The sequence below is a fragment of the Flindersiella endophytica genome (assembly GCF_054779015.1).
In genome coordinates this window covers 99,211-119,323 of the sequence record NZ_BAAGYY010000019.1, presented here as the reverse complement: position 1 = coordinate 119,323, position 20,113 = coordinate 99,211, and the positions used below count along the sequence as shown (strand labels likewise).

At 69.8% G+C, this 20,113-nt stretch carries 19 protein-coding genes; 8 read left to right on the top strand and 11 right to left on the bottom strand.

Features of this window, described 5'->3' with window-relative positions; translation table 11 throughout:
- Positions 1-30: 30 nt before the first annotated feature.
- The 6 genes from ACYVF6_RS21170 to ACYVF6_RS21145 all read right to left on the bottom strand — a co-directional run bounded on the left by ACYVF6_RS21170 (position 31) and on the right by ACYVF6_RS21145 (position 5,800).
- Entirely contained in the window at positions 31-1,227 is a 1,197-nt protein-coding gene (locus ACYVF6_RS21170; RefSeq protein ID WP_460523926.1) for a Pvc16 family protein, read from the bottom strand.
- Complete coding sequence (locus ACYVF6_RS21165; protein ID WP_460523924.1) at positions 1,224-1,928, bottom strand: hypothetical protein; 705 nt, start codon at positions 1,926-1,928, stop codon at positions 1,224-1,226. The genes ACYVF6_RS21170 and ACYVF6_RS21165 overlap by 4 nt, the downstream gene beginning before the upstream one ends.
- A complete protein-coding gene (locus ACYVF6_RS21160) occupies positions 1,921-2,652 on the bottom strand; it encodes a hypothetical protein (RefSeq protein WP_460523922.1) in 732 nt (243 codons plus the stop codon). The genes ACYVF6_RS21165 and ACYVF6_RS21160 overlap by 8 nt, the downstream gene beginning before the upstream one ends.
- 24 nt (positions 2,653-2,676) lie before the next feature.
- Entirely contained in the window at positions 2,677-3,198 is a 522-nt protein-coding gene (locus ACYVF6_RS21155; RefSeq protein WP_460523920.1) for a phage tail protein, read from the bottom strand.
- Positions 3,199-3,224: 26 nt separating this feature from the next.
- Entirely contained in the window at positions 3,225-5,039 is a 1,815-nt protein-coding gene (locus ACYVF6_RS21150) for a phage tail sheath C-terminal domain-containing protein (protein ID WP_460523918.1), read from the bottom strand.
- Between the two features lie 356 nt (positions 5,040-5,395).
- Positions 5,396-5,800, bottom strand: a complete 405-nt coding sequence (locus tag ACYVF6_RS21145; RefSeq protein WP_460523916.1) for an ester cyclase — start codon at positions 5,798-5,800, stop codon at positions 5,396-5,398.
- Positions 5,801-5,901: 101 nt separating this feature from the next.
- On the opposite strand from ACYVF6_RS21145, the gene ACYVF6_RS21140 reads away from it, so the two are divergent.
- Positions 5,902-6,510 (top strand): TetR/AcrR family transcriptional regulator, encoded by a 609-nt coding sequence (locus tag ACYVF6_RS21140; protein WP_460523914.1) that lies wholly within the window; start codon positions 5,902-5,904, stop codon positions 6,508-6,510.
- Here ACYVF6_RS21140 and ACYVF6_RS21135 read toward each other — a convergent pair.
- The 3 genes from ACYVF6_RS21135 to ACYVF6_RS21125 all read right to left on the bottom strand — a co-directional run bounded on the left by ACYVF6_RS21135 (position 6,507) and on the right by ACYVF6_RS21125 (position 9,378).
- Entirely contained in the window at positions 6,507-7,610 is a 1,104-nt protein-coding gene (locus tag ACYVF6_RS21135) for an acetate/propionate family kinase (RefSeq protein ID WP_460523912.1), read from the bottom strand. The genes ACYVF6_RS21140 and ACYVF6_RS21135 overlap by 4 nt on opposite strands.
- A 6-nt stretch (positions 7,611-7,616) precedes the next feature.
- A complete protein-coding gene (locus tag ACYVF6_RS21130; protein ID WP_460523910.1) occupies positions 7,617-8,564 on the bottom strand; it encodes a phosphoketolase family protein in 948 nt (315 codons plus the stop codon).
- Between the two features lie 97 nt (positions 8,565-8,661).
- Positions 8,662-9,378, bottom strand: a complete 717-nt coding sequence (locus ACYVF6_RS21125; RefSeq protein WP_460523909.1) for a tyrosine-protein phosphatase — start codon at positions 9,376-9,378, stop codon at positions 8,662-8,664.
- 72 nt (positions 9,379-9,450) lie between these two features.
- Here ACYVF6_RS21125 and ACYVF6_RS21120 point away from each other — a divergent pair, with 72 nt between their 5' ends.
- A complete protein-coding gene (locus ACYVF6_RS21120) occupies positions 9,451-9,924 on the top strand; it encodes a hypothetical protein (protein WP_460523907.1) in 474 nt (157 codons plus the stop codon).
- Here the strand turns inward: ACYVF6_RS21120 and ACYVF6_RS21115 are convergent.
- Both ACYVF6_RS21115 and ACYVF6_RS21110 read right to left on the bottom strand, forming a co-directional pair.
- Entirely contained in the window at positions 9,914-10,654 is a 741-nt protein-coding gene (locus tag ACYVF6_RS21115; RefSeq protein WP_460523905.1) for a tyrosine-protein phosphatase, read from the bottom strand. The genes ACYVF6_RS21120 and ACYVF6_RS21115 overlap by 11 nt on opposite strands.
- Positions 10,655-10,750: 96 nt before the next feature.
- Positions 10,751-11,686 (bottom strand): heme o synthase, encoded by a 936-nt coding sequence (locus ACYVF6_RS21110; RefSeq protein ID WP_460524546.1) that lies wholly within the window; start codon positions 11,684-11,686, stop codon positions 10,751-10,753.
- Between the two features lie 250 nt (positions 11,687-11,936).
- Between ACYVF6_RS21110 and tkt the strand changes: the two genes are divergently transcribed.
- From tkt to pgl, 6 genes are read left to right on the top strand one after another with little or no spacing between them, the layout of a single operon-like run.
- Complete coding sequence (gene tkt / locus ACYVF6_RS21105; RefSeq protein WP_460523903.1) at positions 11,937-14,024, top strand: transketolase family protein; 2,088 nt, start codon at positions 11,937-11,939, stop codon at positions 14,022-14,024.
- Positions 14,025-14,075: 51 nt separating this feature from the next.
- Positions 14,076-15,194 (top strand): transaldolase, encoded by a 1,119-nt coding sequence (tal, locus tag ACYVF6_RS21100; RefSeq protein ID WP_460523901.1) that lies wholly within the window; start codon positions 14,076-14,078, stop codon positions 15,192-15,194.
- Positions 15,191-16,798, top strand: a complete 1,608-nt coding sequence (locus ACYVF6_RS21095) for a glucose-6-phosphate isomerase (RefSeq protein WP_460523899.1) — start codon at positions 15,191-15,193, stop codon at positions 16,796-16,798. Before tal ends, ACYVF6_RS21095 begins: the two co-directional genes overlap by 4 nt.
- A 23-nt stretch (positions 16,799-16,821) precedes the next feature.
- Positions 16,822-18,342, top strand: coding sequence for a glucose-6-phosphate dehydrogenase (gene zwf / locus ACYVF6_RS21090; protein WP_460524545.1), 1,521 nt, complete (start codon positions 16,822-16,824; stop codon positions 18,340-18,342).
- Positions 18,339-19,334 carry a glucose-6-phosphate dehydrogenase assembly protein OpcA gene (locus ACYVF6_RS21085; RefSeq protein ID WP_460523898.1) on the top strand — a complete coding sequence of 332 codons (996 nt, stop codon included), beginning with the start codon at positions 18,339-18,341 and terminating at the stop codon, positions 19,332-19,334. Before zwf ends, ACYVF6_RS21085 begins: the two co-directional genes overlap by 4 nt.
- Complete coding sequence (gene pgl / locus ACYVF6_RS21080) at positions 19,331-20,110, top strand: 6-phosphogluconolactonase (protein ID WP_460523896.1); 780 nt, start codon at positions 19,331-19,333, stop codon at positions 20,108-20,110. Before ACYVF6_RS21085 ends, pgl begins: the two co-directional genes overlap by 4 nt.
- Positions 20,111-20,113: the final 3 nt, after the last annotated feature.

Genomic DNA, 20,113 nt, shown 5'->3' with positions numbered 1-20,113 from the left:
TCCCTTCTCTGGAACGTGCCTGGAACGTGCCTAGAACGTGACCGTCGGGTTCGCGAAGTCGGATCTGCTCTCGACGCCGTCGACCGTGGCCCGCACGAGGTACGTGCCGGCCCCCACGCCGAGGACCCGGACCGCCGCCTGCCGGTCGTCGGCCGCGTCGGGCAGCGGGAACGCCGCCTTGAACTGGTAGCTCACCGGTCGCTCGGGCGGCGCGTCGAGCGAGTCCAGCAGCAGCACGACGCGCTGGTCCCTGCGTACCGGCAGGTCGAGCCGTACGGTCACCACGCCGCCCTGCAGGCTCGCCGACTCCACCGTGGGCTGGCGGATCAGCGCGGACACGTTCGAGTCGAGCCGGCGGCTGGTGCCGTTGAACCCGATCTGGTGGATGACCCGCACCGGATAGACGCCCGGCGACAACGTGTCGTCCGGCGTGAACAGCACCCGGTCGTCACGTACGTCGGACGGAGTCACCAGGTGCTCGTGGATCGCGACCTGTACGTCGTCGGCGGTCAGGTCGGTGCCGATCAGGTGGACCTCGTTGCCTCGTGGAACAGGCCCTTCACTCGGCTGCTCGGTCGAGGCGGGATCCCTGGTGAGCACGCGGTTGACGATCGGGCGGATCCGCGGGACGACCCGGATGTTCCGCGCCAGCACCGGACGCCCGGCCTTCGGAGCACCCCGGCCGTCGAGCAGGACCAGCGTGGCCTCGTAGACGACCGAGGTGGCGTACGGCGTCGTCAGGGTCAGCGTCGACCACAGCTTGGAGAGATCGTCGATGTCCAGCTTCGTCGGCGTGAACCGGATCGGTTGCGCCGACGCGGCCAGGTCGCCGCCGACCAGGTAGACCGCCGAGGCCGCCTGCTCGATGTCGGCACGCGAGAGCATCGGTTCGGAGTACAGCGCGCGTACCGCCGAGCCCAGCAGGACCAGCGGTTGCAGCTCGGCCTCGTTGCCGTAGAAGCTCAGGATGTAGTGCAGGTCGACAGCCGCCTGCGGAGTCCTGAGCAACGCGCCACCGGCATCGCGGGTCGGCGCGTCCTGGTTACGCAGCGAGCTGTTCGGCGAGATCTGGTACAGGAAGATGGTGATCGTCGGCTGCTCGAACGGCTCGGCCGGCGGCTTGCGCACCAGCACGTCCACCTGGAAGCCGGTGTCCTCGATCACCGAGCGCTGGACGAAGAGCTTCAGCGCCTCGCTGGCCTGCGCGATCGCGAGGTAGTTGCTCATCCGCGGCCACCTCCGCTCTCCCTGGCCAGGAAGGCGTCCAGGCTCACCGTCGCCGCCGGGCGGGCCGGGCGTTCGGCGGCCGCGGGCTTGGCGGCCTCGCCCGCCGAACCGGCAGCGGTGACCTCCAGCCGTCCGATGCTGATCTGCACGACCGGCTCCTGCCGCGCGACGGCACTGTGCCGTACGGGCGACGGCTCGCCGCCGATCCGGCGGCCGGCTTCCGTGGGCGCGCCGGCGGAGGACCACCGGCGCTCCGCCGGCGCCGCAACCGGTCGCGGCGGCTCTCCTCCGCCGTCGAGTTCCCGCACGACCTCGACCAGAGCCGGCGAGCCCGCGGGACCAGGTGCCCTGGGGCCAGGTCGCTCCACCACCCGTTCGGTCAGGCGCTCGACGATCTGCGGAAAGGCCACCGGCGCGGGCTCCACGACCCGCTCGCGTTGCTCGATCCGATGCGTGGCCTCCTGACGCAGAAGCCGGACCAGGGCGGGCGGTTCGCCGGAGGTCGCGGGCTCCTCCTGCCCCGTCCGCTCGGCCCGTTCCGGCCGCGCGGACGGAGGAGCAGCCGTCACCTCGACGGGCTGCTCGGTGAACGCACCTGGCTGGAACACCTCGGGCAGCCGCGGCCGCGCCGGTGTCCGGTCCAGCCGCCGGCCGGCGTCCCGGGCCAGCAGCCGGTCGAAGAGGTCGTACTGCTCAGGCATGGCCCGCCAACTCCAAGTAGTAGCGCCGACGAGGTGGGCTCAGCGCGAGCACGTCCGGCTCGGTCCAGCCGTACGACGACGCGAGCAGATGGACGTCGAGCAAGGTCGATCGCGCCCAGGCGTCGAGCTCCGCCCAGAGGTACGGCACGATGTCCAGCTCGGCCGGCGCCTGCCCGCCGCACTCCGGGCAGGTGGCGTCCAGCTGGACGTCGGCTCCAGGGTCGGCCCGCAGCAGCGCCGCCGAGACGGCCTGGCGTACCGACGCGGGGATCTCCGAAGCCCGCTTGGCCTTTCCGCTCCGGGAAGCGGCGAGCACGCAGCGCTCCAGCAACGCCTCGTGGGCGGCGCCGAGATCCCCGAGCTCGCGGACGGCGAGCAGATCGTTCGGCGTCGGTGGCCGCGCCTCGACCGTCCACGCGCCACGAACGATGGTCTGCGGCTCGCTCGACACCGGCAGCACGCTCGACGTGACCGCGCCCACGTCGAGGTCGAACTCCAGCACCTGCCCGCAGCCCGGGCAGGTCAGGCACACCGTCATCCGGTCACCGAAAAGCCTTCCCCGCAAGGCGAACAGGTCAGCCGTGCGAGTGCCGACCGTGGCGTCGAGCAGCTCCTCGACGACCGCCGACGGGCGAGCGAGCGCGTGCAGCAGCAGGCCCCGGTTGGTGTCGCCCGTCGCGAGCCCCGCCTCCCAGGTGGCCAGCAGCTGAGCAGGACCGGCCATGCGGCTCCTTTCCTGGAAGCTGCCCTACGGGATCTGGAACGACGGCTCTTCGGGCTCCGGCACCTCGCTGTCGCGTTCCCAGCCCTCGCACTCCAGCTTGAGGTGCTGGATGGCCACGGCGTTGGCGTTCGCGTCCATCTCGCCGAGGATCTGGTACTCGCTGGGCCAGGCCCGGAACACCTTGTACGCAAGGGCGACCTGGCCTGCCTCGTTGAGCACCTGGACCACGATGTCCTTGCGGAAGTCGCGCGCGGACACCTCACCACCGCGACCGGCTCCGACCATCCACACCTTGTTGGCCCAGCGGTCGAACTCCGGGTCGTGGGTGACGCCGCGCTCCAGCGTCAGCGCTTCGTACTCGATCCGGCCCGGCGACTTTCGCGGTGTGCTGAGGTCACCACCGTTGCGGTGCTTGACGACTTCGCTGGTCCGCTTCATCGGGCTGATCTTGCTGATGCCGGCGACCACCCGGCCGTCCCACATCACCAGGAACTTGAAGTTCTTGTACGGGTCGAACCGCTGCGCGTTGACGGTGAACTCGGCCATGTCGTACCCCTCCTTCCGGTTCGCCCTCAGACCTCGAGCTGGCCGGCGAGTTGCTCGATCTTGATGATGACGAACTCGGCAGGCTTCAGCGGGGCGAAGCCGACGAGGATGTTGACGATGCCGCGGTTGATGTCGTCCTGGGTCGTGGTTTCCTTGTCCACCTTGACGAAGAACGCCTCCCGGGCCGTCGTGCCCTGGAACGCGCCCTGGCGGAACAACGTGTCCATGAACGCGCCGACGTTGAGCCGGATCTGTCCCCACAGCGGCTCGTCGTTCGGCTCGAACACCACCCACTGCGTGCCGCGGTACAGGCTCTCCTCGATCATCAGCGCCAGCCGGCGGACGGGTACGTACTTCCACTGCGAGGCCAGTGCGTCAGCGCCTTCGAGCGTGCGGGCACCCCACACCACCGGACCGATGATCGGGAAACTGCGCAGGCAGTTCACGCCGATCGGGTTGAGCAGGCCGTTCTCGGGGTCGGTCAACGTGACGGTCAAGGCGCGCACGCCGGACAGGCGCGCCTCGGTGCCGGCCGGGGCCTTCCAGACGCCACGACTGCCGTCGGTGCGGGCCATGATGCCCGCGACCGCGCCACTTGGCGGGAAGCTGCGCAGCTGGCCGGTGAGCGGGTCGGTGAGCTGGATGTGGGGGAAGTAGATCGCCGCGTAGTTGCTGCGGATGCTGTCGTACACCGCGATGCCGGCGCGGGCTTCTTCCAGCGTGTCCCAGGCCGACGGGCTGTCGACGATCAGGAACATCCGCTTGTCGACGCAGAGCTCCTCGGCCGCGGCGAGGATCAGCAACCGCTGGTCGTCGGAGAACCGGTCGCTGTCGGCGATGTCGGGCAGTGCCAGCAGGTTGACGTCGGCGACGTCGCGCAGGGCCTGGATGCCGGTCTTGTCGGCCTCGCTGCCGAGGAAGTCGCCGAGCTCGGGCGGCTGCCCGTCGCTGCCGCCGCCAAGGGCGTACGCGTTCGCCTGCGCGCTGGTGAGGCCCAGGTCGTTGGCCACGACGTCGGTCAACGTCATCGTCGTGTCGGGCGTGCCGGACACGACCTGCAGCCTGCCGCCGAAGACGTTGACCCGGGCCCGGGCGAACGCGCGGCTCGTCGAAGCCGAACGGATGGCGCGCTCGAGCAGGAGCGCGAGCCGGGCAACCGTGTCCGGCTCGGTGGCACCGTCCGCGACCGGCGTGATCTCGATCGGATCGACACTAGGATCATCGACGCTTGCCCGCAGCGTCTTGCCTGCCAGGTCGGGGATGCCACCGGACAGGTCGCTCGACACCGTGCCCGACGGCGGCGGCAGGGTCGTACCGTTCGCGTCGACCTGGACGAACCCCGACGACGGGTTGACGACGGACTCGACGAAACGTGGATGGGTGGGCTCCATCCAGAGGTTGCGGAAGCTCTCGACCTCGACGCCGCCAGGGTCGATGACGCGCAGTCCGAACGACTGGTCGTTGTCGCCCGGATCGATCGCGATTCGCAGGCCGTTGGCCCACTCGCTGGCGTCCTGGGCGGTGACGACGAGCTGCGGCGACTGGTCCGGGATGCTCACCGACGCGGCCTGTGCAGCGTTGGCGACGCGGACGATGACGGCCAGCGTGCCGCCACCGGTGAAGAAGTGCGAGACGGCGTAGCTCACCGGGCTCTTCGCGTCGAGCCCGCCGAACTGGCGTTCAAAATCGGCGAAACCGGTGATCGTGACTGGTTTGTCCAGCGGCCCTCGCCTGGTCGAACCGACAAAAGCCGTGACCGACGTCGTGACCGCGGTAATCGTTCTGACCGCACTGGGAAGCTCTTCGATGTACACCCCGGGATACGAGGTCTGCGTCGCCATACCCCCTCCTGCTCTCTAACGAGACACAGCTCGCCAAGCGGAGAAAGATATGCGGGGCCAAGGCACGTGAACACACCTCGCACAAGCAAAGAAGACGCGAGGCTCGTGGATTCCCCTCCGCTGGTGTCGTCTGCGTGGCTTGAGGCCATCCCCCCAAGGAACGACCGTCACCAATCATTAGAGGCTTGGTGCAATCGTGTCAACTATCCCTGCAAAAGCTTTGTTGATCTATTTGACAAGACGACTGATCCCCCACCTGTGGCGATTATGCCGGGTATTCCCGGATGACCCACTCCGCCCGAGTGATCCGTACATTGGTGGCCTTGAGAAGTCGACATCGTCGTTGAGCGGCGGCGTTATTCAGACGTCTGAGGACTGATCGTCCGGCCCTGGTCGAGAACGCTCTTCTGCGGGCCTTCGCTGACTCCCCACATCTCCGCGAGCCGCCCGTCCTGGACACGGAAGATCTCGATCATCGTGGGGAGCGGGTCGCCCTCCGGAGTCATTCCCTCGACGGAGGAACGGACGACGACCTTGTCGCCGTCGACCAGGACGTCCTCCGCGATGACGCGCATGGCGGGAAACCGGGCGACGACTTTCTCCCAGACGTCCCTGCCCGCCTCGAATCCGGTGCTGCCGAGTGGATGGCTGAAGTAGTCCGACGTGAAGAGGCCGGCTGCCCCGTCGAACTGCCGGCTGTTGAAGCACTCCTGCATCCGCCGCACCAGGTCGGCGTTCGCGGCATCGCTCGTGGTGGTCATCGGTGCGATCTCCTCGTGGTCGTCGGGTTCGGATAACCGGGTCGGCGCCCCGGTTATGCCCAAGTCTATCCGGTGCGGCGCCCCGGTTAGACTGGGCCGACATGTCCAGGCCACCATCCGAGCACGCCGTGGCGAGCCGCGAGCTGCGCGCCGACGCGCGCCGGAACCGCGCCCGGATTCTGCGGACCGCGCAGCGGCTGTTCGCCAACGACGGCCTCGCTGTCTCACTCGACGAGATCGCGCGCCGTGCGGGAGTCGGGCCCGGCACCGTCCACCGGCACTTCCCCACCAAGGAAGCGCTCTATCTCGCCGTCGTGACCGACGAGCTCGAGCGGCTGGTGGCCGAGGCGAAGGCGCTCGCAGCCACCGACGATCCGGCGGCGCTGTTCACTCAGCTCTCCCGGATGATCGCCATGGGCGCCGAGAACGTGGCGGTGAAGAGCGCACTGGCGGCCGCGGAGTTCGACCTGCGAACCGCGGCCCCAGGCATCGCGGCCGACCTCAGAGGTCAGGTCGCCGGCCTGCTCGACCGCGCGCAGGCGGCCGGAGCCGTCCGCGGTGACGTCACGGTCGAGGAGGTCCTGGCCCTGGTCGCCGGCGCCTTCGCGGCGATCCGGCACGCCAACGCCGACAACAGCCGCAAGCGCTCGGCACATCTCGCCCAGCTCATCCTCGACGGGCTGCGGCCCAACCCCGGCCGGCCGAGCTAGCCGAGGAGCTCCCTCGTCTCGGCGGCGATCTGCAGGTCCTCGCGGGCCGCGATCACCAGGCAGCGCGCGGCGGCTCCGTCGCGGCCCACTTCGGCGTCGGGCTCGGTCCGGCTGTTGTGGACGGGGTCCAGCTCCAGGCCGAGGAAGCGCAAGCCTGCCACGACGTCGGCCCGCAGGCCGGCGGCGTTCTCGCCGATGCCACCGGTGAAGACCAGCGCGTCCAGGCCGCCGAGGCTCGCCACCATCGCGCCGATCCGCCCGCGCAGCCGGTGCAGATAGACGTCCAGGGCCAGCCGAGCATCCACGTCGCCGTCGGCGGCGTGGGCGATCACCTCGCGCATGTCGCCCGTGCCCGCGAGCCCGGCCAGGCCGGAACGGTGCTGCAGCCCGTTCTCGAGCGCATCGGCATCCAGCGAGGTGTTGCGCAGCAGCCAGGTGAGGATCCCCGGGTCGACGTCGCCACTGCGGGTCGCCATCACCAGGCCCTCCAGCGGCGTGAAGCCCATCGTCGTGTCGACGCAGGCGCCGTTGAGTACGGCGGACAGCGAAGCGCCCGCGCCGAGGTGGCAGATCACCAGCCGGGCAGGCATCGCGCCGAGCAGCTCCGCGGCCCGCCGGGTGGAGTAGGCGTGCGAGAGCCCGTGAAACCCGTAACGCCGCAAGCCGTACGCCGATCGCCAGTCGGCCGGCAGGGCGTAGGTCGTGGCCTCCGGCGGCAGCGTCGAGTGGAACGCGGTGTCGAAGCACGCCACCGCCGGCGTGTCCGGCAGCAGCCGGCCCACCAGGTCGATCCCCTCCAGCGCGGGCGGCTGGTGCAGCGGCGCCAGCCCGGTGAACTCCGCGAGCTGGTGGCGTACGGAAGTGTCGATGCGCACCGCCGAGCTGTACTTGTCGCCGCCGTGCACCACCCGGTGGCCAACGGCGTCGGGCGGGTCGAGCTCCTCCAGCGCCGACGACAGCTCCTTCTCCACCGACGCCGACCCCGCCGACGAGCCGTCGCCGGACGACCGCTCGACCAGCCGTTTGGCCACCACCTCGTCGCCTTCGAGAAGGCTGAGCTTGAGCGTGCTCGACCCGGCGTTGACGGTCAGGACACGCATCCGCACCTACTTCTTCTCAGCCGGCCAGGTCCACTTGGCGATCTCGGGCACGTCCTCTCCGTGCTCCCGGGTGTAGCGCCGAGCCGCGAGCCGTACGTCGGCCATCTGCTGCCGCAGCGGCGCCGCCCGCACTCCCAGCCCCGGAACCCGGTCGATCACGTCCATCACGAGATGGAACCGGTCGAGATCGTTCAACATGACCATATCGAACGGAGTCGTGGTGGTGCCTTCCTCCTTGTAGCCCCGGACGTGCAGGTTGCCGTGGTTCGTCCGCCGGTAGGTCAGCCGGTGAATCAGCAACGGATAACCGTGGAACGCGAAGATGACCGGCTTGTCGCGGGTGAACAACGCGTCGAACGCCCGGTCCGACAGCCCGTGTGGATGCTCGGTGTCGGGCTGCAGCCGCATCAGGTCGACCACGTTGACGACACGGACGTTCAGGTCGGGCAGGTGCTGCCGCAGCAGGTCGGTCGCGGCCAGCGTCTCCATCGTGGGTACGTCACCGGCGCACGCCAGTACGACGTCTGGCTCGCGCGCGGGGTCGCCACCGGCCCAGTCCCAGATGCCGATTCCCAACTGGCGGAACAGCTTGCGCATGCCGTCCTCGGTCTGGCTGATGTCGGGGTAGATCTCGGAGTACGTGCCTTCGAGGTAGGCGTTGGCGACCAGTGCGGGCCCACCGTGGCCCGGGCCCGTGACGTAGAGCGCCTCCAAGTCGTCATGAGCGTTGATCAGGCGGTTCAGGTGGGCGTAGACGAGGTTGAGTCCGGGCGACGTGCCCCAGTGCCCGAGAAGCCGGGGCTTGACGTGTTCGGGACGCAACCGCTCCTTCAGCAGAGGGTTGTCGAGCAGGTAGATCTGACCGACCGAGAGGTAGTTCGCCGCGCGCCAGTAGGCGTCGAGCAGCTCGAGCTCCTTGTCGGACAGCGCGGCTGGCTCGCCGTCGTTGGTCATCAGCGCCTCCACGAAGTGGGTGTGCCAGACAGCTTCCCCGGCGACACACACCGAAACGAACGGCCAACCGCCCTGCCGAGTGGGGCCGGAAGGCTCGTTAGTCGCCGAGCAACCGGCGCGGAACCGCATCACAGCGCAGTTCGTCGAGGCCTGCCTCGACGAGATACCCACGGGCGCCGCCGTACACCTCGTCGAGGTGTGCCAGCGTCTCCAGCATCGTCTCCGGGCGGGCGTGCCGGATCGAGCGCCAGCGCGCGCGTTCCTCCTCGCTGACGACGCCGGCCAGCATCTCGTCGTTGCGTTGCCGGATGGCCTCGTCGCTCAGCGCGTAGTCGGCCGCGATCGGCTCCGCCGGTACGCCCGCCAGTGCCAGCGCCAGTGCGACCACCAGCCCGGTCCGGTCCTTGCCGGCCGCGCACTGCACGACAACGGCTCCAGGTGGGGCGTCGGCGATGGCGGCGACCGCGGCCGCGAACAGCTCGGGGCGCTGGTCCAGCATCGCGGTGTACCTGGCGGTCATCGACGGCGCTTCGAAGGAGTCGGAGGGATCGGAGGGGTCCTGCAACGGGAGGTTGCGATAGATCGGGTCGCCCGCGAACCGGCTGGGCCAGGCCTCACACTCGTCCGCGCGGCGCAGGTCGACGATCCGGCTCACGCCGTACGCGCGGACCGCGGCGACGGCGGCGTCGGTCAGGAAGCAGTGGCTGTCGGATCGCACCAGCGCGCCGAGACGGACCCGGCCGCCGAGAACACCGCCGGCGTCGCGTACGTTGCGGCAGCCTTCCCAGTCCAGCCAGAGTGCGCCGTCAGTCATCGCCCGAACGTATCGCGAGCCGGTCGCCTGCCTCCAATGCCACAACGGCTCCGCTCCCCTAGACTCCCGCGGATGCCGCCGGGAATCGTCGCCCTGATCCTGATCGTCGCGATCGTCGTCGCGGGTCGTGCCGTGGTGATCGAGGTGCGGAGGCGGAAGGACGTCACGGCGGGCGCACGCGTCGTCGCCCGGATCCTGATCACGGTCGCGATCATGATCGGGTTGCCGGCCGGCTTCGTGTCGCTGTTCTTCGCCTCGCTGATGTACGAGGACCCGGACTGCCCGCCGATCCTCGGGTGGCAGGACAGTGACCCGGCCGACTTCGACCCGGACCTCGTGGCACGGTGTGAGGCCACCTCGGGCGGGGAGCTCGCCGGGCTGGTCACCTGGACGGTGGTGATCACCGTCACCGCCGCACTGCTGGTCGCCGGCTACTGGCTGGCCGGGCGATCCCGGATCGTCGGCTGGGTCGCGGTTCCGCTCGCACTCGCGGGCTGTGCGGTGGCCTATGACCTGGGCAACCTGGCCGCGACCGTCATGCGGTGAGGCGGTCGCGGAGCGCGTCGCGCTGGGCGGCCGTCATGCCGCCGGCCGTGAGGTAGTCGACGACACTGCCGTACTTGCTGGTCAGGTGCTCGAAGACCTGCACCATGTTGGCCGCCGGCGTGGGCTGCAGCCGGCGGGTGATCTCCCGGATCTTCGGGTCGTCCAGCCGCTCGAGGTAGGCCGCCGACTCCTCGGCCAGCCGTTCCTCGGTGAGGGCGTAGTCGGCCGCGATCGTGTCGAGGTCGACACCAGCGACCGCCAGCGCCATGCCCACGATCAGACCCGTCCGGTCCTTGCCGCCGGCGCAGTGCACGACGACACCGCCCTCGGGAGCCGAGGCGATCGACGCCACCGCCGAGGTGAACAGCTTCGGGCGCAGGTCGAGCATCGCGATGTAGATCTCGGCCAGCGTCAGCCACTCGTGATCCGGATCGGCGGGGTTCTGCACTGACAGGTGGAAGTAGACCGGATCGCCGTGGAACGGGCTCGGCGATCTGTCCAGCTCGCGTTGGCGGCGCAGGTCGATGATCCGGGACACACCGTAGGCGCGGACGGCCTCGACGCCTTCGGACGTGAGCTTGTTGTGCCCGTCGGTGCGGATCAGCGCACCGGAGCGGATCCGGCGGCCGTCGACCGTCGGCATCCCGCCGAGATCGCGCGCGTTGCGGCACTTGGGCCAGTCGAGATGCAGGGGAAGGTAAGAGCTGTCGAGCTCCTCAGCAGCAGACATCGACTCCAGGCTACTCGGCGACCGGACCTCCGGTCCGGGCCGAGACCGGCCGGGTCAGGTCAGCTTCAGGTCAGACAACTCGGACAACTCAGCTGATCAGCGGCTGATCAACGGGTCCAGCGCGACCGCGACGAAGAGCAGCGCCAGGTAGAGGTTGGACCAGTGGAAGAAGCGCATCGGCCGCAGGGCCGGCCCGGTCCGCCCGCGTACGACGCGGAACAGCAGGAGGTAGGCCTCGACCAGCACCACACCGCCGAGCACGGCCGCCGCGACGGGGTAGACCCAGCCGGTCGGCGCGATCGGCCACAGCGCCAGCGAGGCCAGCACGGTCGCCCAGGAGTAGAGGACGATCTGCCGCGCCACCGAACGTTCCGGCTTCACGACCGGCAGCATCGGCACGCCGGCGGCGGCGTAGTCCTCCTTGTAACGCATCGCCAGCGTCCAGGTGTGCGGCGGCGTCCAGAAGAACACCACCAGCACCAGCGCGAGCGGTGCCCAGCCGAGCGAGTCGCGGACGGCAGTCCAGCCGATCACGACCGGGAAGCAGCCCGCGATGCCGCCCCACACGATGTTCTGTGACGTGCGTCGCTTCAGCACCATCGTGTAGACGAGGATGTAGAACGCGTTGGCCGCGAGCGCCAGCGCGGCCGAGAGCCAGTTGACGAGCAGCCCGAGCCACAACGTCGCCACGGTGCCGAGCAGCACGCCGAACACGGCGGCGTTCCGGGCGCTCACCGCGTGTCGCGGCAGCGGCCGGCGACGGGTGCGCCGCATCCGCTCGTCGATGTCGCGGTCGAGCACGCAGTTGAGCGTGTTGGCCGAGCCGGCCGCCAGGATGCCGCCGAGCACGGTGAACAGCACCAGCGGGATCGAGGGCACGCCGCCCTCGGCAAGGAACATCACCGGCACGGTCGTGACCAGCAGCAACTCGATGATGCGCGGCTTGGTCAGCGCGACGTAGGCGGAAACGACGTCCCGCCAGCCCACCGGAGCGGACGCGGAAGCAGCGTCTGCCGTGCCCGCCTCGGACACCGCGGGCCGCTGGTCGACTGCCGTCACGTACACCTCAAGGAAGCTCTGGGGAGGAGATCCCCACCGAAGGGCCGCCGAGCAGTCTACGGCGGACGTAGTAGTTCTGCTCGCGCGGGTGCGACGGCGAGCGTTCACCGTGGCTCAATGTCGCACGAGTAGGCTCCAACACGGCGGCAGTGCTTCCCCGGGGGCGACCCCGGACCCCGAGATGATCACACAGGCCAACGTGGAACAGGTAGCCGGAACAGGTATGGACAACGCCTTGCAGTGGACCGAACTCGATCAGCGCGCGGTCGACACCATCCGCACGCTTGCCATGGACGCGGTGCAGAACACCGGCAACGGACACCCAGGCACCGCTATGAGCCTGGCCCCTGCCGCGTATCTGCTCTACCAGCGGCTGATGCGCTACGACCCGGCCGACCCCGACTGGACAGGTCGCGACCGGTTCGTGTTGTCCTGCGGCCACTCCAGCCTCACCCTCTACATCCAGCTCTTCTACTACGGGCTGCTGGAGCTCGACGACCTGAAGCACTTCCGGCAGTGGGGCAGCCGCACGCCGGGCCACCCCGAGCACGGTCACACCGCGGGCGTGGAGACCACCACCGGTCCGCTCGGCCAGGGCGTCGCGAACGCGGTCGGCATGGCGATGGCCGCCCGCCGCGAGCGCGGCCTGCTCGACCCCGACGCCAAGCCCGGCGCCAGCCCGTTCGACCACTACATCTACGCCTTCATGAGCGACGGCGACGTCGAGGAGGGCATCAGCCACGAGGCCAGCGCGCTCGCGGGCCACCAGCAGCTCGGCAACCTGATCGCGCTCTACGACGCCAACCAGATCTCGATCGAGGACGACACCAACATCGCGTTCTCGGAGGACGTCGCCAAGCGGTACGAGGCGTACGGCTGGCACGTCCAGACCGTGGCCTGGAAGACCGACAAGGGCTACCACGAGGACGTCCAGGCGCTCTACGACGCCTACCGCGCGGCCCAGGCGGTCACCGACCAGCCGTCGCTCATCGTGCTGAAGACGATCATCGCCTGGCCGGCGCCCAACGCGCAGAACACCGGCAAGTCGCACGGCTCGGCGCTCGGCGAGGAGGAGGTCGCGGCGACCAAGCAGGTGCTCGGCCTCGACCCGGGCAAGCACTTCGACGTCGACCCCGAGGTGCTCGAGCACGTTCGCCAGGCACGCGAGCGCGGTGCCGCCGCCCACAAGTCGTGGGACGAGGGCTACCAAGCCTGGCGGGCCGCCAACCCCGAGCGGGCCGCGCTGCTCGACCGGATGAGCGAGCGCCGGCTGCCCGACGGGTGGGAGCAGGTGCTGCCGACGTTCGAGGCGGGCAAGGACGTCGCGACCCGCAAGGCCTCCGGCGGCGTGATCACGGCGCTCGCGGAGCACCTCCCCGAGTTCTGGGGTGGCTCGGCCGACCTCGCCGAGTCCAACAACACCACGCCCGGTGGCCAGCCGTCGTTCGTTCCGCCGGAGCACGCGACCAAGGAGTTCCAGGGCGACTGGTTCGGCCGCGTGCTGCACTTCGGCATCCGCGAGCACGCCATGGGCGCGATCCTCAACGGCATCGTGCTGCACGGCGGCACGCGTCCGTACGGCGGCACGTTCCTGGTGTTCTCCGACTACATGCGCCCGGCGGTCCGGCTCGCCGCGCTGATGCGGCTGCCGGTGACGTACGTCTGGACGCACGACTCCATCGGGCTCGGTGAGGACGGTCCGACCCACCAGCCGATCGAGCACCTGGCCGCGCTCCGCGCGATTCCCGGCCTGTCGGTGGCCCGGCCCGGCGACGCCAACGAGACCGTCGAGGTCTGGCGGCAGGCGCTGCTGCGCACCAACGGCCCGACCGCGCTCGCCCTGACCCGGCAGAACCTCCCGACCTACGACCGCTCCACGGGCGCTGGCTTCGGCTCGGTCGAGGGTGTCGCCAAGGGCGGCTACACCCTGCTGGACGCGCCCGACGGCAAGCAGCCCGACGTCGTCCTGATCGCCACCGGCTCCGAGGTGCAGCTCGCGGTCAGGGCCCACGAGATCCTTTCCGCCGAGGGCGTCGCGGTCCGCGTGGTGTCGATGCCGTGCGTCGAATGGTTCGACGAGCAGCCGCGGTCCTACCGCGACTCCGTCCTCCCGCCCGAGGTCAAGGCCAGGGTCTGTGTCGAGGCCGGCATCGCCCAGCCGTGGTACCGCTTCGCAGGTGACCAAGGTCGCATCGTCTCGCTCGAGCACTTCGGCGCTTCGGCGGATTACAGGACCCTGTTCCGTGAGTTCGGGATTACTGAGGATGCCGTCGCGCAGGCCGCGCGAGAGACCCTCGAGGCGTCCAAGTAGTTCCAGGCAGCAGAGCTTCACGAGAGCTTTTCTAGAGAGGAATGACAGCTCATGACCGATCGACTCGGTGAGCTTTCGAAGGCCGGCGTCGCCATCTGGCTCGACGACGTGTCCCGGCAGCGGCTGAGCACGGGCAACCTCGCCGCGCTGGTCAAGGACAAGCACGTCGTCGGCGTCACCAGCAACCCCACGATCTTCGCCAAGGCGCTGTCGGACGCCGACGAATACTCCGAGCAGGTCAAGGACCTCGCGGTCCGTGGCGTCGACCTCGAAGAGGCCGTCCGCGCGCTGACCACCTATGACATCCGCTGGGCCTGCGATGTCATGCGGCCCGCCTACGACGCGAGCAACGGCGTCGACGGCCGGGTGTCGATCGAGGTCGACCCGCGGCTGGCCAAGGACACCGCGAAGACCATCGCCGAGGCGCGTGCGCTGTGGTGGCTGGTCGACCGGCCCAACCTGTTCATCAAGATCCCGGCGACGGCCGAGGGCCTGCCGGCGATCACCGCGGCACTGGCCGAGGGCATCAGCGTCAACGTCACCTTGATCTTCGCGATCGAGCGTTACCGCGAGGTGATGGACGCCTGGCTGTCCGGGCTCGAGCAGGCCAAGGCCAACGGCCACGACCTGTCGACGATCGAGAGCGTCGCGTCGTTCTTCGTCAGCCGGGTCGACACCGAGGTCGACAAGCGCCTCGACAAGATCGGCTCAGAGCACGCGCAGACGCTGCGCAGCAAGGCCGCGATCGCCAACGCTCGCCTGGCGTTCGAGGCGTACGAGCAGGTCGTCGCGTCCGACCGCTGGAAGGCCCTGGAGGCCGCCGGCGCGAGGCCGCAGCGGCCGCTGTGGGCGTCGACGTCCACCAAGGACCCGAATCTCCCCGACACCCTCTACGTCGCCGACCTGGTGACAGGCGGCGTCGTCAACACAATGCCCGAGGCGACGATCCTGGCCAGCGAAGACCACCTCGAGCTGCGCGGCGACACCGTTCGCTCCGGCTACGACGAGGCGCGGGCGCTGATCGCCGAGCTCGAAGCACTCGGGATCTCCTACGACGATGTCGTTCAGGTGCTCGAGGACGAGGGTGTCGAGAAGTTCGCGGCGAGCTGGAAGCAACTACTCGAGACAGTTCAGACCGCACTTTCCAACGCAGACGGGGCGAAGAAGTGAGCGAGCTCGACTGGCGAATCGACGGCGACTGGTTCAGCGCGACAGCGCTGGAGCTCCGCAAGGACCAGGTGCCGGAGAAACTCGCCGCCAAGGACGCCACGCTGTGGGGTCCTGAAGCTGAGTCCGAGGCGTCCATCCGGCTGGGCTGGGTCGACCTGCCCAGGACCTCACGTCCGCTGCTGGCCGAGATCGAGGCCCTGCGCGCCGAACTGCTGGCCGAGGGCCTCGACCACATCGTGCTGGCCGGCATGGGCGGCTCGTCGCTCGCGCCCGAGGTCATCACACGTACGGCCGGTGTCCCGCTGACCGTGCTCGACCTGACCGACCCCGCGGTGATCCGGCGTTCGCTCGGCACCGCGCTCGACCGCAGTGTGCTCGTGGTGTCCAGCAAGTCCGGTGGCACGGTCGAGACCGACAGCCAGCGGCGCGCCTACCTCAAGGCGTTCGCCGACGCGGGCATCGACGGTCCGAGCCGGATCGTGGTCGTCACCGACCCGGGCTCGCCGCTCGCCGAGCTGGCGGCCAAGGAGGGCTACCGCAAGGTCTTCCTCGCCGACCCGAACGTCGGTGGTCGCTACAGCGCGCTGACGGCGTTCGGGCTGGTGCCGTCCGGCCTGGCCGGCGCCGACATCGCCGAGCTGCTCGACGACGCCGAGGCGGTCCTGCCGCTGCTGGCCACCGCGTCCAAGGAAAACCCCGCGCTCGTGATCGGTGCCGCGCTCGGCGCGGCCCACGGCCAAGGGCGCGAGAAGGTCGTCATCGGCGAGGGCTCGACGTCGATCCGCGGATTCGGCGCCTGGGCCGAGCAGCTGATCGCGGAGTCCACCGGCAAGGACGACAAGGGGCTGCTGCCCGTCGACGTCGGACCGGCCAGCAAGAAGACGCCGGGCTGGATCTCCACCAACGACGCGACGTACGTCTCGCTCGGGGAGGCCGACTACGGCGTGCCGAGCATCCGCTCCGACGGTCCGCTCGGCGCGATGTTCCAGCTGTGGGAGACCACGGTCGCGATCGCCGGCAAGGTGATCGGCATCAACCCGTTCGACCAGCCCAACGTCGAGGCGGCCAAGGCGCAGGCGCGCGAGCTGCTGGAGAACCCCACTGCGGGCGACAACCTGCCGCACGCGTTCACCGAGGGCGCGGTCGAGGTCTACGCACAGCCTGAGGTGATGCGCGGCGAGACCACGCTGACCGCGGTGCTCGGCCTGCTGAAGCACCTCGTTCCCAGCAAGGGTTATCTCGCGCTGCAGGCCTATCTCGACCGCGACGACGATGCCGACGCGGAGCGGCTGCGCAACCTGGTCGCCAGGACCAGCGGCGTGCAGACCACGTTCGGCTGGGGCCCGCGGTTCCTGCACTCGACCGGCCAGTATCACAAGGGCGGCCACAAGAACGGCGGCTTCGTCCAGCTCACGGGCGACGTTGTGGAAGACCTCGAGATCCCGGGCCGGCCGTTCACGTTCGGCCAGCTGCAGCGCGCGCAGGCAGCCGGCGACGCGGTGGTGCTCGCGCAGACCGGACAGCCGGTCATCCGCCTGCATCTCACCGATCGCAAGGCCGGCATCGCCCAGCTGCTCGCAGCGTTGGAGGGAGTGTCCGCGTGACCGTGTTTGGACTGAGCTCGGACATGGACCCTGCGAATCCGTTACGAGATCCGCAGGACCGGCGGCTCCCCCACATCGCCGGGCCGTGCGGACTGATCATCTTCGGTGTGACCGGCGACCTGGCTCGTAAGAAGCTGATGCCGGCCGTCTACGACCTGGCCAACCGCGGCTACCTGCCACCCGGCTTCGCGCTGGTCGGCTTCGCCCGCCGCGACTGGGCCAACCAGGACTTCGAGCGGGTCGTGCACGACTCGGTGAAGCAGTACGCCCGCACGCCGTTCCGCGAGGAGGTGTGGCGGCAGCTCACCGAGGGCACCCGTTTCGTCCCCGGCGAGCTGGGCGACGACGCGTCGTTCGAGCGGCTGAAGAAGACCATCGACGAGCTCGACCGGGAGCGCGGCACCAACGGCAACCACGCGTTCTACCTCTCGGTGCCGCCGAAGATCTTCCCGATCACCGTGCAGCAGCTGAAGGAACACGGCCTGGCCGACCAGGCGGACGGGTGGCGGCGGGTCGTCATCGAGAAGCCGTTCGGCAGCAACCTCGAGACCGCGCAGGAGCTCAACCGCACGGTCACCGAGGTGTTCCCGCCCGAGGCGATCTTCCGGATCGACCACTACCTCGGCAAGGAGACGGTCCAGAACATCCTGGCGCTGCGGTTCGCCAACGAGATGTTCGAGCCGGTGTGGAACGCCAACTACGTCGACCACGTACAGATCACGATGGCCGAGGACGTCGGCATCGGCGGCCGCGCGGGCTACTACGACGGCATCGGCGCGGCCCGCGACGTGATCCAGAACCACCTGTTGCAGCTGCTGGCGCTGACGGCGATGGAGGAGCCCAACTCCTTCGATCCCAAGGCGCTGCGGATCGAGAAGGTGAAGGCGCTCGAAGCGGTCAAGCTGCCCCGGCGGCTCGACCTGCACACCGCGCACGCGCAGTACACCGCGGGCTGGGCGGGCGGCAAGAAGGTCAACGGCTTCCTGAAGGAGGAGGGCATCTCGTCCACCTCCCACACCGAGACCTACGCCGCGATCAAGCTCGAGGTCGACACCCGGCGCTGGGCGGGCGTTCCGTTCTACCTGCGTACCGGCAAGCGACTGCCGCGGCGGGTCACCGAGGTCGCGGTCGTGTTCAAGCCGGCGCCGCACCTGCCGTTCACGGCGACGGCGACCGAGGAGCTCGGCAGCAACACCCTGGTGATGCGGATCCAGCCCGACGAGGGTGTCACGATGCGGTTCGGCTCGAAGGTGCCGGGCGCGGCGATGGAGATCCGCGACGTCACGATGGACTTCGCCTACGGTGGCGCGTTCACCGAGTCGTCGCCGGAAGCCTACGAACGGCTCATTCTCGACGTCCTGCTCGGCGAGCCGCCACTGTTCCCGCAGTCGGAGGAAGTCGAGCTGTCGTGGAAGATCCTCGACCCGATCGTCAACTACTGGGCCGAGAAGAGCACGCCTGACAGCTATGCCTCCGGCACGTGGGGTCCGCCGTCGGCCGACGAGATGCTGGCCCGCGAAGGACGAACCTGGAGACGCCCGTGAAGATCGAGCTGACCGACACCACCGCCAGCAAGATCTCGTCCGCCCTGGTGCAGGCCCGCCGGGCGGCCGGCAGCCCGGCGATGAGCATGGTGCTGACGCTGGTCGTGGTGACCGACGAAGAGGGGTACGCCGAGGCGCTGGCCGCGGCGGGCGAGGCCGGCAAGGAGCACCCGTCGCGGGTGCTCGGCGTGATCGTTCACGGCGGACGGCAGCCGGCCAAGCTGGACGCGTCGGTGCGCATCGCCGAGGGCATGTCCGGTGAGTCCGTGCTGCTGCGGTTCTACGGCGAGCTCGGCAGGCACGCCGACTCGGTCGTGATGCCGTTGCTGCTGCCGGAGTCGCCGGTCGTCGTCTGGTGGCCGGGCAAGGCGCCGACCAAGCCGGCCGAGGACCCGATCGGCGCGCTCGGCAGGCGCCGGGTAACCGACGCGGCCGGGAGCAAGCGTCCGATCGCGGCGCTGCAGAGGCTCTGCGGCGAGTACACCCCCGGCGACACCGACCTGACCTGGACGCGTACGACACCGTGGCGGGCGCTGCTCGCCGCGGCACTGGACCAGTACCCCTGCTCGGTGAAGGCTGCTGTCGTGGAGGCCGAGCGGTCCAACGCCAGCGCGGAGCTGATCGCGTCCTGGCTGGCCGACAAGCTGAAGGCGCCCGCGTCGGTGAAGACGTCCGACGGTCCCGGCATCACCGCCGTTCGCCTGGTGACGCCGGACGGCGAGATCGCCATCACCCGGCCGGACGGGCTGCTGGCGCGCTACGCCATCCCCGGGCAGCCGGAACGGGCCGTCGCGTTGAAGCGGCGCGGCACGGCCGAGCTGCTGGCCGAGGAGCTGCGCCGGCTCGACCCGGACGACATCTACGCCGAGGCGGTCACCGAGCTGCACAAGCGGTCCACTGCTGCCGCGAACGGCAGGTCCACGTCCACCAACGGCAAGAGCAGCGGCGGCAAGGCCAAGTCGACGAAGAAGACGGCGAAGGCGAGGTCATGAAACCAGAGATCGTCGTACACGCGGACAGGAACCAGCTGGCCGAGGCGATCGCCGCCCGGCTGGCCACCCGCCTCGCCGACGTTCAGGCGGCCGGGCGGGTGGCCTCGATCGTGCTCACCGGCGGCGGCGTCGGAACCGCGACGCTCGCCGCGCTGGCCAAGTCGCCGGCGCGGGACGCGATCGACTGGTCACGGGTCGACTTCTGGTGGGGTGACGAGCGGTTCCTGCCGTCGGGCGACCCGGAGCGCAACGAGACGGGCGCGCGGTCGGCGTTGCTGGACCACGTGAAGGTGTCGCCCGCACGGGTGCACGCGATGCCGGCCTCCGACGGCCCGGCGGGTGCGAATCCCGAGCTGGCGGCCGAACGCTACGCCTCGGAGCTCGGCGCTGCCGTCCAGCCGGCGAACCACTCCTCCGTACCGGTGTTCGACGTTCTGATGCTGGGCGTCGGGCCCGACGGGCACATCGCGTCGCTGTTCCCGGAGAAGCCGGCGCTGTACGAAGAGGAACGCTCGGTGGTCGCGGTGCACGGCTCCCCCAAGCCGCCGCCGACGCGGATCTCGCTGACGCTCCCCGCGATCAACACCGCGCGCGAGGTGTGGCTCTGCGTGGGCGGCGACGACAAGGCGTCGGCCGTCAGGCTGGCGTTGTCGGGCGCCGGATCCGTCCAGATCCCAGCGGCCGGTGCGCGCGGGCAGGACCGTACGTTGTGGCTGCTCGACCGGGCGGCGGCCAAGGAGCTGCCCCCGGACCTGCGTTCGCCCGTCATCTCGTAGTTT

Coding starts and splice junctions, on each gene's coding strand:
- ACYVF6_RS21170 (WP_460523926.1), bottom strand. CDS start 1,227: ATGAGCAACTACCTCGCGATCGCGCAGGCCAGCGAGGCGCTGAAGCTC.
- ACYVF6_RS21165 (WP_460523924.1), bottom strand. CDS start 1,928: ATGCCTGAGCAGTACGACCTCTTCGACCGGCTGCTGGCCCGGGACGCC.
- ACYVF6_RS21160 (WP_460523922.1), bottom strand. CDS start 2,652: ATGGCCGGTCCTGCTCAGCTGCTGGCCACCTGGGAGGCGGGGCTCGCG.
- ACYVF6_RS21155 (WP_460523920.1), bottom strand. CDS start 3,198: ATGGCCGAGTTCACCGTCAACGCGCAGCGGTTCGACCCGTACAAGAAC.
- ACYVF6_RS21150 (WP_460523918.1), bottom strand. CDS start 5,039: ATGGCGACGCAGACCTCGTATCCCGGGGTGTACATCGAAGAGCTTCCC.
- ACYVF6_RS21145 (WP_460523916.1), bottom strand. CDS start 5,800: ATGACCACCACGAGCGATGCCGCGAACGCCGACCTGGTGCGGCGGATG.
- ACYVF6_RS21140 (WP_460523914.1), top strand. CDS start 5,902: ATGTCCAGGCCACCATCCGAGCACGCCGTGGCGAGCCGCGAGCTGCGC.
- ACYVF6_RS21135 (WP_460523912.1), bottom strand. CDS start 7,610: ATGCGTGTCCTGACCGTCAACGCCGGGTCGAGCACGCTCAAGCTCAGC.
- ACYVF6_RS21130 (WP_460523910.1), bottom strand. CDS start 8,564: ATGACCAACGACGGCGAGCCAGCCGCGCTGTCCGACAAGGAGCTCGAG.
- ACYVF6_RS21125 (WP_460523909.1), bottom strand. CDS start 9,378: ATGACTGACGGCGCACTCTGGCTGGACTGGGAAGGCTGCCGCAACGTA.
- ACYVF6_RS21120 (WP_460523907.1), top strand. CDS start 9,451: ATGCCGCCGGGAATCGTCGCCCTGATCCTGATCGTCGCGATCGTCGTC.
- ACYVF6_RS21115 (WP_460523905.1), bottom strand. CDS start 10,654: ATGTCTGCTGCTGAGGAGCTCGACAGCTCTTACCTTCCCCTGCATCTC.
- tkt (WP_460523903.1), top strand. CDS start 11,937: ATGGACAACGCCTTGCAGTGGACCGAACTCGATCAGCGCGCGGTCGAC.
- tal (WP_460523901.1), top strand. CDS start 14,076: ATGACCGATCGACTCGGTGAGCTTTCGAAGGCCGGCGTCGCCATCTGG.
- zwf (WP_460524545.1), top strand. CDS start 16,822: ATGGACCCTGCGAATCCGTTACGAGATCCGCAGGACCGGCGGCTCCCC.
- pgl (WP_460523896.1), top strand. CDS start 19,331: ATGAAACCAGAGATCGTCGTACACGCGGACAGGAACCAGCTGGCCGAG.